This is a genomic window from Streptomyces sp. NPDC018947, from assembly GCF_044390505.1.
Lineage (GTDB): Bacteria > Actinomycetota > Actinomycetes > Streptomycetales > Streptomycetaceae > Streptomyces.
Window position 1 is genome coordinate 1,023,083 of sequence record NZ_JBIRZD010000001.1, and the last position, 14,308, is coordinate 1,037,390.

General features: G+C 73.9%; 12 protein-coding genes. 9 read left to right on the top strand and 3 right to left on the bottom strand.

Annotation, left to right across the window (positions count from 1 at the left end):
- Positions 1-71: 71 nt before the first annotated feature.
- The 4 genes from ACH499_RS04560 to ACH499_RS04575 all read left to right on the top strand — a co-directional run bounded on the left by ACH499_RS04560 (position 72) and on the right by ACH499_RS04575 (position 4,874).
- Positions 72-1,397 carry an extracellular solute-binding protein gene (locus ACH499_RS04560; protein WP_399013778.1) on the top strand — a complete coding sequence of 442 codons (1,326 nt, stop codon included), beginning with the start codon at positions 72-74 and terminating at the stop codon, positions 1,395-1,397.
- Between the two features lie 4 nt (positions 1,398-1,401).
- A complete protein-coding gene (locus ACH499_RS04565; protein WP_356196367.1) occupies positions 1,402-2,430 on the top strand; it encodes a sugar ABC transporter permease in 1,029 nt (342 codons plus the stop codon).
- Complete coding sequence (locus ACH499_RS04570) at positions 2,427-3,335, top strand: carbohydrate ABC transporter permease (RefSeq protein ID WP_356196364.1); 909 nt, start codon at positions 2,427-2,429, stop codon at positions 3,333-3,335. The genes ACH499_RS04565 and ACH499_RS04570 overlap by 4 nt, the downstream gene beginning before the upstream one ends.
- Before the next feature lie 99 nt (positions 3,336-3,434).
- On the top strand, positions 3,435-4,874 hold the full coding sequence (locus ACH499_RS04575; protein WP_399013779.1) for a GH1 family beta-glucosidase: 1,440 nt from the start codon (positions 3,435-3,437) through the stop codon (positions 4,872-4,874).
- 152 nt (positions 4,875-5,026) lie between these two features.
- On the opposite strand, the gene ACH499_RS04580 is transcribed toward ACH499_RS04575, so the two are convergent.
- Together ACH499_RS04580 and ACH499_RS04585 are read right to left on the bottom strand one after the other, a co-directional pair.
- Positions 5,027-5,896, bottom strand: coding sequence for a fused MFS/spermidine synthase (locus ACH499_RS04580; RefSeq protein ID WP_356196360.1), 870 nt, complete (start codon positions 5,894-5,896; stop codon positions 5,027-5,029).
- A 49-nt stretch (positions 5,897-5,945) separates the two neighbouring features.
- Positions 5,946-6,377, bottom strand: coding sequence for a hypothetical protein (locus ACH499_RS04585; protein WP_356196358.1), 432 nt, complete (start codon positions 6,375-6,377; stop codon positions 5,946-5,948).
- Between the two features lie 281 nt (positions 6,378-6,658).
- Between ACH499_RS04585 and ACH499_RS04590 the strand changes: the two genes are divergently transcribed.
- The gene (locus ACH499_RS04590) at positions 6,659-8,107 is read left to right on the top strand and encodes a hypothetical protein (protein WP_399013780.1); all 1,449 of its coding nucleotides are present in this window, start codon (positions 6,659-6,661) and stop codon (positions 8,105-8,107) included.
- A 254-nt stretch (positions 8,108-8,361) separates the two neighbouring features.
- Here ACH499_RS04590 and ACH499_RS04595 read toward each other — a convergent pair whose 3' ends face one another.
- Positions 8,362-8,961, bottom strand: a complete 600-nt coding sequence (locus ACH499_RS04595) for a histidine phosphatase family protein (protein WP_356196355.1) — start codon at positions 8,959-8,961, stop codon at positions 8,362-8,364.
- 192 nt (positions 8,962-9,153) lie between these two features.
- Between ACH499_RS04595 and ACH499_RS04600 the strand changes: the two genes are divergently transcribed.
- The 4 genes from ACH499_RS04600 to ACH499_RS04615 are packed head-to-tail and all read left to right on the top strand — an operon-like array spanning position 9,154 to position 14,150.
- Positions 9,154-10,107 (top strand): phosphatase PAP2 family protein, encoded by a 954-nt coding sequence (locus ACH499_RS04600; RefSeq protein ID WP_356196353.1) that lies wholly within the window; start codon positions 9,154-9,156, stop codon positions 10,105-10,107.
- Positions 10,004-11,206, top strand: coding sequence for a hypothetical protein (locus ACH499_RS04605; RefSeq protein ID WP_399013781.1), 1,203 nt, complete (start codon positions 10,004-10,006; stop codon positions 11,204-11,206). Before ACH499_RS04600 ends, ACH499_RS04605 begins: the two co-directional genes overlap by 104 nt.
- On the top strand, positions 11,197-12,792 hold the full coding sequence (locus ACH499_RS04610) for a hypothetical protein (RefSeq protein WP_399013782.1): 1,596 nt from the start codon (positions 11,197-11,199) through the stop codon (positions 12,790-12,792). The genes ACH499_RS04605 and ACH499_RS04610 overlap by 10 nt, the downstream gene beginning before the upstream one ends.
- Complete coding sequence (locus ACH499_RS04615; protein WP_399013783.1) at positions 12,789-14,150, top strand: AAA family ATPase; 1,362 nt, start codon at positions 12,789-12,791, stop codon at positions 14,148-14,150. Before ACH499_RS04610 ends, ACH499_RS04615 begins: the two co-directional genes overlap by 4 nt.
- The last annotated feature ends 158 nt before the right edge of the window (positions 14,151-14,308 follow it).

The following is a 14,308-nucleotide window of genomic DNA, read 5'->3' on the forward strand; positions in this document are numbered from 1 at the left end:
CAGTACCGAGCAATGGGCCCGACACCGTAGTTGGCCGGGGGGTCGGCACGTCAGGGCAACAGGAGGACGCAATGCGAGCCGCACGCAATCGAACCGCCCGCAGAGCGACGACCCTCGCGGTCGTCGCGGCGCTGGGGGCCGGACTGCTGGCCGGCTGTGCCGACGACGGCAACGACGAGGACGGCTCGTCGTCGGGCGACAGCAGCGGCAAGACCACCATCACCCTGGGGCTGTTCGGCACCATGGGCTTCAAGGAGGCCGGTCTCTACGAGGAGTACGAGAAGCTCAACCCCGGCATCCGGATCGAGGAGAACGTCACCGAGCGGAACGAGAACTACTACCCCGCCCTGGTCAACCACCTCACCACCAACAGCGGCCTCCAGGACGTCCAGGCCATCGAAGTCGGCAACATCGCCGAGGTCGTGGAGACCCAGGCGGCCAAGTTCACGGACATGTCCGCGGTCGAGGGCGTGCAGCCGGGCAACTGGCTGGACTGGAAGTGGAAGCAGGGCGTCACCAAGGACGGCCAGGCGGTCGGGCTCGGCACCGACATCGGCCCGATGGCCATCTGCTACCGCAAGGACCTCTTCGAGAAGGCCGGCCTGCCCACCGACCGCGAGGAGGTCGGCAGGCTGTGGGCGGGCGACTGGAAGAAGTTCGTCGAGACCGGCGAGAAGTACAAGAAGGGCGCCGGCGAGGACACCTACTTCATGGACTCCCCCGGCGGCCTGATCAACGCCATCCTCAGCGGTGAGCAGGAGAAGTTCTACGACTCCTCCGGCGAGGTCGTCTACAAGACCAACCCCGCCGTCAAGGACGCCTTCGACCTGACCGCGAAGGCCGCAGGCGAAGGACTGATCCAGTCGCAGACCCAGTTCCAGCCCGCCTGGGACCAGACCATCGCCAACAGCAAGTTCGCCACCGTCGCCTGCCCGCCGTGGATGCTCGGGTACCTCAAGGGCAAGTCCCAGCCGGACGCGGCCGGCAAGTGGGACGTGGCCGCCGCCCCCAAGTCCGGCAACTGGGGCGGCACCTTCCTGGGCGTGCCCAAGAGCGGCAAGCACGTGAAGGAGGCGCAGAAGCTGGTCGCCTGGCTGACCGCGCCCGAGCAGCAGGCCAAGCTGTTCTCCGTCCAGGGCAGTTTCCCGAGCGCCCCGGCCTCGTACAAGCTGCCCCAGGTGACCGGCGCCAAGAACGAGATGACCGGTGACGCCCCGATCGGCGCGATCTTCGCCAAGGCCGCCGAGACCATCCCGGCCCAGGTCATCGGCCCGAAGGACCAGATCATCCAGCAGGGTCTGACGGACAACGGCGTCATCCTCGTCACCCAGGGCAAGTCGCCCGAGAAGGCGTGGGAGAACGCCGTGAAGACCATCGACAACAACCTGGAGAAGTGACCGGATGACCACCCGGCACGACACCGCCGCGCCCCCCGCGAAGGAGGGGGGCGCGGCCCCGGGCCGCCCGCCCGGGGACGTGGCCTCCGCCCGGGCGGAGCGCAAGCGGGCCAGGCTCTCCCGGCGCTGGCAGCGGGACATGCGCTGGAGCCCGTACGCCTTCGTCTCGCCGTTCTTCCTGCTGTTCCTCGCCTTCGGCCTGTTCCCGCTGCTCTACACCGGCTGGGCCTCGCTGCACACGGTGGAGCTGACCGCGCCCACCGACATGGAGTGGACGGGCCTGGACAACTACACCCGCATCCTCGACGACGAGTTCTTCTGGAACGCCGCGAAGAACACCCTGACGATCGGCGTCATCTCGACGGTGCCGCAGCTCCTGATGGCGATGGGCCTCGCGCACATCCTCAACTACAAGCTGCGCGGCTCCACTTTCTACCGGGTGGTCATGCTGGCGCCGTACGCGACGTCGATCGCCGCCGCTTCGCTGGTCTTCGTGCTGCTCTTCGGCCGCGACTACGGCATGATCAACTGGTTCCTGGACCTGGTCGGCCTGGACAAGGTGGACTGGCAGAACGACAAGTGGCCCTCCCAGTTCGCCGTCTCCTCGATCGTCATCTGGCGCTGGACCGGCTACAACGCGCTGATCTACCTGGCGGCGATGCAGGCGATCCCGCAGGACCTGTACGAGTCCGCCGCGCTGGACGGCGCGAGCCGCTGGCGGCAGTTCGTCCACGTCACGCTGCCCTCGCTGCGTCCGACGATCCTGTTCACGGTCGTCGTGTCGACCATCGGCGCCTCGCAGGTGTTCGGCGAGCCGCTGCTCTTCGACGCCAACAAGGGCGCCTCGGGCGGCTCCCAGCACCAGTTCCAGACGCTCGGCCTGTATCTGTACGAACAGGGCTGGGTCAACCAGCACCTGGGCCGCGCCTCCGCGATCGCCTGGGCGATGTTCCTGATCCTCATCGTGATCGGAATCCTCAACTCCGTCATCTCGCGCCGGCTGCGCGCCAGTAGTCAAGGAGACCGGCCGTGACGACGACCCTGACGAAACCCCCGGCCGACGCGGCACCCGGGCCGGGCCGGCGGGCCCGGCGCTCCAGGGCGGCGCGGGCGGGCGGGCAGATGCACGCGGGGCCGATCGCGTACCTCGTCCTCGCCCTGTTCACCGTGGGCTCGCTGTTCCCGCTGGTGTGGACGGCGATCGCCGCCTCGCGCGACAACCAGCGGCTCGCGCAGACCCCGCCGCCGTTCTGGTTCGGCGGCAACCTCCTCGACAAGCTGGAGGTCGCCTGGAAGGACGCCAATCTCGGCGAGGCGTTCCTCAACACCACGATCGTGGCGGGGATCTCGGCGTTCACCATCGTCTTCCTGTCGACGATCGCCGGGTTCGCCTTCGCCAAGCTGCGCTTCCGGGGCCGCAACGCGCTGATGCTGATCGTGGTCGGCACGATGATGGTGCCGCCGCAGCTCAGCATCATCCCGCTCTACATGATGGTGGCGAAGCTGGACTGGTCCGACCAGCTCCAGGCGGTGATCCTGCCGTCCCTGGTGAACGCGTTCGGCGTGTTCTTCATGCGCCAGTACCTCCTCCAGGCCCTGCCCGACGAGATCATCGAGGCGGCTCGCGTGGACGGTGCGAGCAGTTGGCGCGTGGTGTGGCACGTGGTGTTCCCGGCGGCCCGTCCGGCGATGGCCGTGCTCGGGATGCTGATGTTCGTGCAGTCCTGGAACGACTTCCTGTGGCCGTTCCTCGTCCTCACCCAGAACGGCAGTCCGACCGTGCAGGTCGCCGTCGCGGGACTGGGCCGCGGCTTCACCCCCGACCAGTCCCTGATCATGGCGGGCGCGCTGCTCGGCACGCTGCCCCTGCTCCTGGTCTTCGCGATCTTCGGCAAGCAGATCGTGGGCGGCATCATGCAGGGCGCCGTCAAGGGATGACCTCTCGTCCCGGGGCCGGGCGGCGCCGTCCCGGCCCCGACCCCCTTCTCGCAACTCACTACTCGCCGGTCCTCCACGACCCGCTATGGGAGCGCTTCCATGCCTGAGTCCGCAACGCCGGTGACCCCGGTGACCTTCCCGCCCGCCTTCCTGTGGGGCGCCGCCACCTCGGCGTACCAGATCGAGGGCGCGGTGCGGGAGGACGGCCGCACGCCGTCGATCTGGGACACCTTCAGCCATACGCCGGGCAGGACGGCCGGGGGTGACACCGGGGACATCGCCGTCGACCACTACCACCGCTACCGCGACGACGTGGCGCTGATGGCGGAGCTGGGCCTGAACGCCTACCGCTTCTCGGTCTCCTGGCCCCGGGTGCAGCCGACCGGCCGCGGTCCCGCCGTCCAGCGCGGCCTGGACTTCTACCGGCGGCTCGTCGACGAACTGCTGGCCGCCGGGATCAAGCCGGCCGTCACGCTCTACCACTGGGACCTGCCGCAGGAGCTGGAGGACGCGGGCGGCTGGCCCGAGCGGGACACGGCCTACCGGTTCGCGGAGTACGCGCAGATCGTCGGTGCGGCGCTCGGCGACCGCGTGGAGCAGTGGATCACGCTCAACGAGCCGTGGTGCACGGCCTTCCTCGGCTACGGCTCCGGGGTGCACGCGCCCGGCCGCACCGACCCGGTGGCCGCGCTGCGCGCCGCACACCACCTGAATCTGGCGCACGGGCTGGGGACGGTGGCCCTGCGTTCGGTGATGCCGGCCCGCAACTCGGTGGCGATCAGCCTCAACACCTCGGTCGTGCGGCCGCTGTCCGAGAGCCCGGCGGACCTGGCGGCGGCGCGGAGGATCGACGACCTGTCCGGCGGGATCTTCCACGGGCCGGTCCTGCACGGCGCGTACCCCGGGTCGCTGCTGGAGGCGACGGCGCCGGTCACCGACTGGTCCTTCGTCCAGGGCGGCGACCTGGAGCTGATCCACCAGCCGCTGGACGCGGTCTGCCTCAACTACTACACGCCCACCGTGGTGTCGGCGGCCGAGGGAGACGTGCGCGGCCCGCGGGCGGACGGGCACGGGGCGAGCGACCACTCGCCGTGGCCGGGGGCGGACGACGTGGCGTTCCACCAGCCGCCGGGCGAGCACACGGCGATGGGCTGGAGCGTCGACCCGACGGGCCTGCACGAGCTGATCATGCGCTACCACCGGGAGGCCCCCGGCCTGCCGCTGTACATCAGCGAGAACGGCGCCGCCTACGACGACAAGCCCGGCGCGGACGGCACGGTGCACGACCCCGAGCGCATCGCCTATCTGGACGGCCACCTGAAGGCGGTCCGCCGGGCCGTGGCCGACGGCGCGGACGTGCGCGGCTACTACCTGTGGTCCCTGCTGGACAACTTCGAGTGGGCCTACGGCTACGAGAAGCGGTTCGGCGCGGTGTACGTCGACTACGAGACCCAGGAGCGCGTCCCGAAGTCGAGCGCGCGCTGGTACGCGCGTGCGGCCCGCACGGGAACGCTGCCGCCCGTGGAGCCGGGCGAGTAGGCACGGCTGCCGGTGGGACGGGCGGGGCGTGGCGGCCACGGGGGGCGCCGCGCCCCGTCCGATGCGTCCGAGGATCTGTGGGCGGGCGGTGGCCGGTGCGGCGGAGGCGGGGACTCGTCCTTCCCGAGGGGGCCGCGCCGGGCCGCGGCGGGTCAGCGGAAGACCGAGGGCGGCGGTGCCGGTGAGGCGACGGCCGCCGCGTCCGTGACGGGCGACGCGCCCCCGGTGAAGTCGTTCAGGGCCTTGCCGTGCTCCACGCGGGCGGGGTGCGGGTCGGAGGCGGCGCGGCGGGTGAGTTCGGCGACCGGCAGCGGACGGTCGCAGGCGGCGAGGATCGCGTTGCCGAAGCGCTTGCCGCGCAGCACGGCGGGGTCGGCGACCAGGGCGAGTTCGGGGAAGCGGGCGGCGGCGGTGGCGATCTGGCCGCGCAGATGGGCGAGCGGGGGGCCGTCGGCGAGGTTGGCGGCGTAGATCCCGCCGGGGGCGAGCGCGCGCCGCACCTCGTCGAGGAACTCGGTGGACGTCAGGTGCGCCGGGGTGCGGGCCCCGCTGAACACGTCGGCGACGACCAGGTCGGCCCAGCCGTCGGGGACCTTGGCGAGTCCGGCGCGGGCGTCGACGGACCGGACCCGGATGCGGGCGGCGGGGTCCAGGGGGAGTTCCCGCCGGACCAGTCGGACCAGGGCGGCGTCCCGTTCGACGACCTGCTGGGTGGAGCGGGGCCGGGTGGCGGCGACGTAGCGGGCCAGGGTGAGGGCGCCACCGCCGAGGTGCACGGCGTGCACGGGCCTGCCCGGCGGGGCCGCGAGGTCGATGACGTGTCCGAGGCGGCGCTGGTACTCGAACGACAGACGCGCCGGGTCGTCCAGGTCGACGTGCGACTGCGGGGCGCCGTCGATCAGCAGGGTCCAGGCCCTGGCGCGCTCCCGGTCGGGTATCAGCTCGGCGCGTCCGCCGTCGACGTCCTCGACGACGGCCTCCACTGCCGCGCGCCCGCGCCGGGCGTTCCTGGACTTTCCCATCGGGCCATTATCGACGCCCCGCCGGAGCGTGCGTCCGGCGCCCGGTCGCTCAGCGGCAGTTGTCCGCGGCCTCGATCAGCCGGGCCGCCTCGCCCAGCGCGGCCCGCAGGACGGCGGGGTCGGTGGCGAGGTCCGCGTCCCCGTCCCCGGGCGGCAGCAGCCAGCACGAGCCCTCCACCGGGGGCCGGGGCGCCGGGTCGAGCCGCAGGCCCCTGCCGTCCGTCCCCGTGCAGGTGCTGCCCGGCACGTCCCAGGCGGCGGCCGTCCCGGGGGGCACCAGGAAGCCGAGGGTGTCGCAGCCGCCGTCGTGGAGCACGGGACCCACGGCCTCACCCGCCCCCCTCCTGAGAATGTCGACCGCTTCCAGACCCTGCCGGGTCGGCACGGTGACGACGTCGCAGCCGCCGTCGTCGCGGGCGCCCGGGCCGCGGGCACCCGCAGAGTCGCTGATCGGGCTGGTCTCCATCCCGGCCTCCACCACGGAACTCCTCCTTGGACGAGCGGGATCGGGAGTCGGGAGCCTCCCGGTCCACAGGGTTCAACGCGGCAGGGCGTCAACGGCTACGGCTCGAGTCCGCCGAAAAGGATGGCACTTCATGGCAGATCCCGGATGAGATATCCGGTTTGTAGCCAAACACCGCGTGGCGACTCCGTCACAGCCGGTACTTTCTTGCTCGCCGGAAACAGGGTGGCAAAGGGGAAAATCCCCCTACTCCTCCCATGACCGGCATGGTTCGACGGTTCGCACGAGAGGACCCGGCCATGGCGACGTCTACGGCGACCTCCGCCCACCCCGACCGGCCACCGCGGCCGAACGCCGCCTTCCGGCGTCTGCGCGGCGCGCGCTCGCCGGCCGAGTTCGCGGCGGCGGTCCGCCGGGCCGCGCGCGAGATCGGCGAGCGGGTGAGCTGCGACGCGCGCTACATCGGCCGCGTGGAGGCGGGCGAGATCCGGTGCCCCAACTACGCGTACGAGCGGGTGTTCCTGCACATGTTCCCCGGCCGCTCGCTCACCGACCTGGGGTTCGCGCCGCGCTCGTCCGTACGCGGACGCCGGGCGCGCACGGAGGAGGACGCGCCCCCGGCGCACCTCGGCCGGCCGCCGGGTGCCGCGCGTCGCACCGGTGGGGCCGGTGAGCCGTATGAGACGCACAACCCGTACGACACGCACGACAACAACGAGGAGAGCGACGTGCTGCGTCGCGCATTCATGACGGGCGGTGCCACCGTGGCCGCCGTCTCCCTGGGCCCCCTGGGCTTCACCACCGAGGCCGCCGCGGCCGCCGCGGTGCCCCGCACCGCCCGCCGGGCCGGGGCCGGTGACGCGGGGGCCCTCGAAGAGGCCGTCCGCCGGATCCGGCTGCTCGACGACCGGCACGGCGCGGACGGCCTGTACCGGCGTGCGGCGGAACCGCTGCGGGCGGCGTACGCGCTCCTGGACGCCGGTGCCACCCGGCAGGCGACGGCGGACCGGCTCTACGCGGGCGCCGGGGAACTGGCCATCTCCGTGGGCTGGCTGGCACACGACTCGGGGCGCTTCGACGACGCGCGCTCGCACTACGCCGAGGCGCTGGCCACCGCCCGGATGACCGGGGATCCGGCCGTGGAGGCACACGCCTTCTGCAACACCGCCTTCCTCGCGCGGGACGCGGGGCGGCCGCGGGAGGCGGTCCGGGCGGCGCAGGCCGCGCAGCGCGCCGCCCGCCCGCTGGGCTCGGCACGGCTGATGTCGCTGCTGGCGCTGCGGGAGGCGGGGGGCTGGGCCGGGCTCGCCGACCGGACCGGCTGCGAGCAGGCGCTGACCCGGGCGCAGGTGCTGTTCGACCGGGGGCCCTCGGACGCCGACCCCGAGTGGATGAGCTTCTTCGGGGCGGCCGAGCTGGAGGGGCTGGAGGCGCAGTGCTGGTCCACGCTGGGCGCCTGGACCCGGGCGGCCGGGCACGCGCGGCGGGCGGCGGAGCTGCAGGATCCGCACTTCACGCGCAATCTCGCGCTGTACTCGGCGGAGCTGGCGGACGATCTGGCCCGCGGGGGGCGGCCGGACGAGGCCGCGGCGGCGGGGATGCGGGTGCTGGATCTGCTGGGGGAGGTGCAGTCGTCGCGGGTGCGGGCGATGCTGGCGGGGACGGTTCGGGTGCTGTCGCCCCACCGGCGGGCGGTGGGGGTGGCGGTGTTTCTGGAGCGGTACGGGGGCGTGCCGCGGGTGGCTTGACCGGTCAAAGGTGCCGAGGTGCCGAGGTTCGTGGGGTGAGCGGCGTAGGTGCGGGGCCGGGGGTGGGTGCGCTGCCCGGCGCCGGCGCGGTGCCTCCCCCCACTCTCGGCTTCGCTCGGCGGGGGACCCCCATCGCCCACCCGTGCCGCCCTGGGGGGTACCTCCCAGGGCGGCACGGGGTCAGGCACGACTGCCCGAAGCCGTGGCGGCACGGCGGCTGCCCGTGGCCGCGGTGGCACGGCGGCTGCGCGCGGCTAGGCAAGGGTCAGGTGGCCCTGGTCGTTCCAGGATTCCAGGGCCGGTTCTCCGTAGGCCCAGCCCAGGACGGACAGGGACGTGGGGTTCAGGCGTATGCGGGAGGCGAAGGTCAGGGGGAGGCCGAGCCAGCGGGCTCCGATGGAGCGCAGGATGTGGCCGTGGGCGAAGACCAGGACGTCGCGGTCCGCCTCGCGGGCCCACGCGACCACCTCGTCCGCGCGCGCGGTCACGTCGGCCGTGCTCTCGCCGCCGGGAACCCCGTCGCGCCAGATCAGCCAGCCGGGGCGGACGGCCTGGATCTCCGCCGGCGTCATGCCCTCGTACGCCCCGTAGTCCCACTCCATCAGCGTGTCCCAGGTCTGGGCGCGCTCGCCGAAGCCGGCGAGCGCGCAGGTCTCGCTGGCTCGGGAGAGCGGGCTGGTCCGCACCTCCACGCCGGGCAGGCCGTCCAGGGGCGCCCGGTGCAGGCGCTCCCCCAGCAGCTCGGCCCCGCGGCGGCCCTCCTCGAGCAGCGGCACGTCCGTCCTGCCGGTGTGCTTGCCGGACAGCGACCATGCCGTCTGTCCGTGCCGGGCCAGCAGGATGCGCGGTGCCATGGAGGGACCTTTCCGGGAGAGGTGTCGGAGACGACCCGTCCATCATCGCGCACCCCGCGCGCGGGCAACCCGGGGGGACGTCCACGCGTCTATCAGGGCCGGGGGCGCGCCGTGGGGCGGGCTCCCGGACGCCGTAGAGTGGCACGCCCGACTCCGTCGGGCACACGAGGACGAAGGGGGAGGGCGATCGGATTGCCGCACACCGAGACACCGGGCACCGAGGCGGCCCCGCGGGCTCGGCTCCGCTGGTGGACCGAGCTCCCGCTGATCGTCCTCGTGTACGCCTGCTACTCGGCCGGCCGCCTCCTGGTGCGCGGTGACGTCTCCGACGCCGTCGACCACGGGCTCGCGATCCTGCGCGTCGAGAAGGCGCTGTTCCTCAACGCGGAGCACCCGCTCAACCGCCTCTTCACCCGCGAACCGTGGCTCGGCGTCCCGGCGGACTTCTGGTACGCCTCGCTGCACTACGTCGTCACCCCGGCCGTCCTGGTGTGGCTGTTCCGCTCGCGCGCCGTGCGCTACCGGGCCGCCCGCACCTGGCTGATGACGTCCACGTTCATCGGCCTCATCGGCTTCACCCTGCTGCCCACCTGCCCGCCCCGGCTGCTCGACGCGAGCCACGGCTTCGTCGACACGATGGCCCACTACAGCTCGTACGGCTGGTGGGGCGGTGAGGCGAGCGCGCCGCGCGGTCTGGGCGGGATGACCAACCAGTACGCGGCGATGCCGAGCCTGCACGTGGGCTGGGCCCTGTGGTGCGGGGTGATCCTGTGGCGCCACGGCGGGACGCGGGCGGCGAAGACGGCCGGTGTCGTCTACCCGCTGGTGACGACGATCGTGGTGATGGGCACCGCGAACCACTACTTCCTCGACGCGGTGGCGGGCGCGGCCGTGATGGGCGCGGGCTTCCTGCTGACGCCCCTCGTGATGCGCGGCGCGGACCGGGCGCGGGCCCTGTTCACCACCCGCTTCCCCTCCGCCCCGCGGGCTTCCGGCGACGCCGGTTCCCCGATTGTCAGTGCCGGATGCCAGACTTCCGCGGGTGAGCGAATTCCACGGCAGCGCGAGCAACGGCCCGGAGCGGGAGCCGAGCCGGACACCGCCCCCTCGGACGCGGGAGACGGGGCTCCGGCACCGGCTCGCTGAGCTGCGCGGTCCCGACGTCCCGGCCAAGGCGCTGGACGCGCGGGCCCTGGCCGCCCTGGCCGCCAACCCGGGGTGCAGACGGCGCGCGATCCTCGACGGTGCCGGGGTGGACAAGGGTTCGCTGGCGAGCGCGCTGGGGTCGCCGTCGGTCTTCGGTCAGTCCCAGTTCGCGTTCACGCGGGGCAACGCCTTCGAGGCGCGGGTCAAGGCCGACGGCGGTGCCGAGCTGCTGCGGCTCGTGCACGAGAGGCTGGACGGGGGCGCCGAGCCGCCCGCCGGCGCGCACGTGCCCGACCTGTCGGCGGCGGGTCCCCAGGGCCGTGCCGCGCGCACCTCGCTGGCGCTGCGGGAGGCCACGCGGACACCCGGCGCCTGGACGCTCCTCGACCATCCGATGCTGGCCCTGGAGGTCGCCGGGTCCCCCGCCTTCCTGGAACCGGACGCGGTGGTGGTGCACCCGGACGGCACCTGGACGGTCGTGGAGATCAAGTCGTTCCCGATGCTGGACGGCTCGGCGGACCCGGCGAAGGTCGGCGCGGCCGCCCGGCAGGCCGCGGTGTACGTGCTGGCGCTGGAGGAGGTCGCCGCCCGGCTGGGGCCCGAGGCGCGCGTGCGGCACCGGATCCTCCTCGTCTGCCCCAAGGACTTCTCCAACCTGCCCACCGGGTCCGCCGTCGACGTGCGCAAGCAGCGCGCGGTGACCGAACGGCAGCTCGCCCGCCTCACCCGCCTCGAGGAGATCGCCGACACGCTCCCCGAGGGTGTCTGCTTCTCCCCCGGGCTGCCGGCCGACGAGCTGACGGCCGCGGTCGAGGCGGTCCCGGCGACGTACGCGCCCGAGTGCCTGTCCGCCTGCGAGCTGGCGTTCCACTGCCGCGCCCGCTCCCGCGAGGCCGGCCGGGTCACCTCGCTGGGCCGCCCGGTGCGGGCCGAGCTGGGCGGGCTGTCCACGGTGGAGGACGTGCTGGCGGCGGCGCGCGGGGAGGCAGGTGACCCCGACGATCCGGCGGTGGCGGCGCTGCGCCGGGCGGCCGGGCTGCGGGCCGAGGCGCTCGCGGCGGCGGGCGCCGGGGCCGGTGGGGTGGCCGTATGTCGCTGATCACCACGCTCGCCCGGCTGGAGGCGGTGCACAGCGGCCGGGCCCAGCCGGCCGCCACCGTCCGGCACCGGCACCTGTCCGACCGGCCGCTGGTCTTCGTGCCGCTGATCACCGCCGGTGAGGCGGGTGCCCCGCTCGGCGCGCTGGTCGGCACCGACCGGGACGCGCCGCGTCTGCTCGTCGTCCCCCAGCCCCGCGACCGTGATCTGCGCTTCGCGTTCCTGGCCGAGCTGGCGGGGATCGTGCTGCCTCACGTCGAGGAGTACGCCGACCGCGTCGAGGCCGCCGAGCGCACCGAGACCGACCCGGAGACGGGCAGGCGCGTCAAGGTCGAGGTCGATCTGTGCGCGGACGCGGCGCAGCTCGTCGTGCCGAGCCGGGCGGGCGTCGACTTCGTCCGGCTGCTGGGCCGGTCCATGCGGTTCCGGCGCACGGCGGAGCAGGACCCGGAGACGCCGCATCCCGCGCCGCCGAGGGTGCCGCTGCTCGGCCGGTGGCTGACCCACTACGGCGAGCGGGCGCGCGTCCCCGGCTCCTCGCTGCTGCTCGCCATGACCGATCTGCTGGGCCGGCACTGGGCGACCGGGCAGTCCACCCTGGAGGACCAGCACCTGGGCGCGCTGCTCGCGTGGATCGACCCGCCCGAGGGGCTGACCGGTGCCGAGGCCGCACTCCGGGCGGAGCTCGCCCGCGACGCCGACGGCCAGTTGCTGTGCCCGCCCGCGGGCCCGGCGACCGACCCGGCCTTCGACAACAAGCTGCTGGCGCCCGCCATCGAGCGCTACGACCGGGCCCGCACCGCGCTCGCCGCCGCTCAGGACGGTGTGGAGGCCGACGACCGGATGGGTGCGCTCACCGCCGCCGAGCGGGAGATCCGCGGTCTGGTGGAAAGCCGTACGCGGCCCACCTGGGACGCGGTGTGGCGGGGCCTGGACCTGCTGCGGGAGCTGCCCGCCGGGGCGCACGTCGAGGACCGGTGGACGCGCGACCGCTGGTCGTTCACGTCCCACCGCGACCGCATCCTCGCCGGTGAGCCCCCGCAGCCGCGCCGGGACGACGCGGTGACGGCGGCGAACAAGCTCGCCACGCGCGAGCGCGAGCAGGCCCGGCTGGAGGCGCAGGAGGCGCTGGACGATCCGTTGGTGATGGCCGGGCGGCGGCTGTCCGGGGAGGCGTTCGCGGGAGAGGTCACCGAGGTGGTGATGGCGTACAGCGAGAGCAAGCGCCCCAGTCCCCGCCCGCTGGTCACGGTCCGCACGGACGACCGGCCGCACTTGGGCGAGCGGGTGAAGGTGTACCGGTCGCTGGGCGGCAAGCCGCAGGCCGCGGAGTACGTCGGCCGGGACGACGAGGGCGGGCTGGTCCTGCGGATCATGGACAAGATGGGCCGCGGCAGGGAGCCCGAGGCCGGATCGGTGCCCGAGAAGGGCGACCGGGTCTGCTTCACGCTCTTCGAGCACGAGCAGCGCGGCGGTGCCAAGCTGCCCGACCCCGACCGCACCCCGTGGACGCACGGCGGGCCGCCCGGCGAGTCGGCCGCCGTACCCGAGCCCGCCGACGCCCAGACCCCGGAGGACGTCCTGTGACCGCCGAGGCCACCACCGCCCCCGCCGGGGCGGCCTTCGACCCGGGCGCCGAGGCGGCCCGCGCCACCGCGGCGATCCTCAACGACACCCTGCACGGCGCCGAGCGCGGTGTCGTCGTGGACTCCCCGCCCGGCGCCGGGAAGTCCACGCTGGTGGTGCGGGCGGCGCTGGAGCTGGCCGAGGCGGGCCGCCCGCTGATGGTGGTCGCGCAGACCAACGCCCAGGTGGACGACCTGGTCCTGCGTCTCGCCGAGAAGAACCCCGAGCTGCCGGTGGGCCGCCTGCACAGCAGCGACGCCGACCCGTACGACAAGGCGCTCGACGGCCTGGACAACGTCCGCAAGTCGGCGAAGGTCGCCGACCTCGCCGGGCAGGCCGTGGTGCTGTCGACCGCGGCGAAGTGGGCGCACGTCACGGTGGACGAGCCGTGGCGGCACGCGATCGTGGACGAGGCGTACCAGATGCGCTCCGACTCGCTGCTGGCCGTGGCCGGCCTGTTCGAGCGGGCGCTGTTCGTGGGCGACCCGGGCCAGCTCGACCCGTTCGCGACGGTGGGCAGCGAACAGTGGGCGGGGCTGTCGTACGACCCGTCCGCGTCCGCCGTGACCACGCTGCTCGCCCACAATCCCGGCCTGCCGCAGCACCGGCTGCCGGTGTCGTGGCGGCTCCCGGCGTCGGCGGCGCCGCTGGTCTCGGCCGCGTTCTACCCGTACACGCCGTTCCGCAGCGGCACCGACCACGGGGACCGGAGGCTGTCCTTCTCGGTGCCGTCGGACGGCTCGGGGCCCGACCGGGTGATCGACGAGGCCGCCGCCTCGGGCTGGGGCCTGCTGGAGCTCCCGGCGCGGCACACGCCGCGCACGGACCCGGAGGCGGTGCGGGCGGTGGCGGCGGTGGTGCGCCGGCTGCTGGACCGCCAGGGCGCGGCGACGTCCGAGCGTTCGCCGGACCCGGTGCCGCTGACCGCGGGCCGCGTCGCCGTGGGCACCGCGCACCGCGACCAGGCGGCGGCGGTCCGGGCGGCGCTGGCCGACCTGGGCGTGCGGGACGTGACCGTGGACACGGCGAACCGGCTCCAGGGGCGGGAGTACGACGTGACGGTCGTCCTGCACCCGCTCTCCGGCCGCCCCGACGCCACCGCCTTCCACCTGGAGACGGGCCGCCTGTGCGTGCTGGCCTCCCGGCACCGGCACGCGTGCATCGTCGTGTGCCGCGAGGGGGTGGACTCGCTGCTCGACGACTATCCGTCGACGGAGCCGGTCCAGCTCGGAACGCTGGTGAAGTTCCCGGACGGCTGGGAGGCCAACCACGCGGTCCTCGCCCACCTCGCGGAACACCGCACCACCTGGCAGCCCTGACAGCACACCGCCCCGACCGGACGGAGTCCGGCACGCCGCCGGAGGCGGCCGATGGTCACAGCCCCGGACGGCTGGGAGGCCAACCACGCGGTCCTCGCCCACCTCGCGGAACACCGCACCACCTGGCAGCCCTGACAGCACACCGCCCCGACCGGACG

What these genes read in the sequence shown, in the direction of transcription:
- ACH499_RS04560 (WP_399013778.1), top strand. Translation starts at nt 72, where the DNA reads ATGCGAGCCGCACGCAATCGAACCGCCCGCAGAGCGACGACCCTCGCG.
- ACH499_RS04565 (WP_356196367.1), top strand. Translation starts at nt 1,402, where the DNA reads ATGACCACCCGGCACGACACCGCCGCGCCCCCCGCGAAGGAGGGGGGC.
- ACH499_RS04575 (WP_399013779.1), top strand. Translation starts at nt 3,435, where the DNA reads ATGCCTGAGTCCGCAACGCCGGTGACCCCGGTGACCTTCCCGCCCGCC.
- ACH499_RS04580 (WP_356196360.1), bottom strand. Translation starts at nt 5,896, where the DNA reads ATGGGAAAGTCCAGGAACGCCCGGCGCGGGCGCGCGGCAGTGGAGGCC.
- ACH499_RS04590 (WP_399013780.1), top strand. Translation starts at nt 6,659, where the DNA reads ATGGCGACGTCTACGGCGACCTCCGCCCACCCCGACCGGCCACCGCGG.
- ACH499_RS04595 (WP_356196355.1), bottom strand. Translation starts at nt 8,961, where the DNA reads ATGGCACCGCGCATCCTGCTGGCCCGGCACGGACAGACGGCATGGTCG.
- ACH499_RS04610 (WP_399013782.1), top strand. Translation starts at nt 11,197, where the DNA reads ATGTCGCTGATCACCACGCTCGCCCGGCTGGAGGCGGTGCACAGCGGC.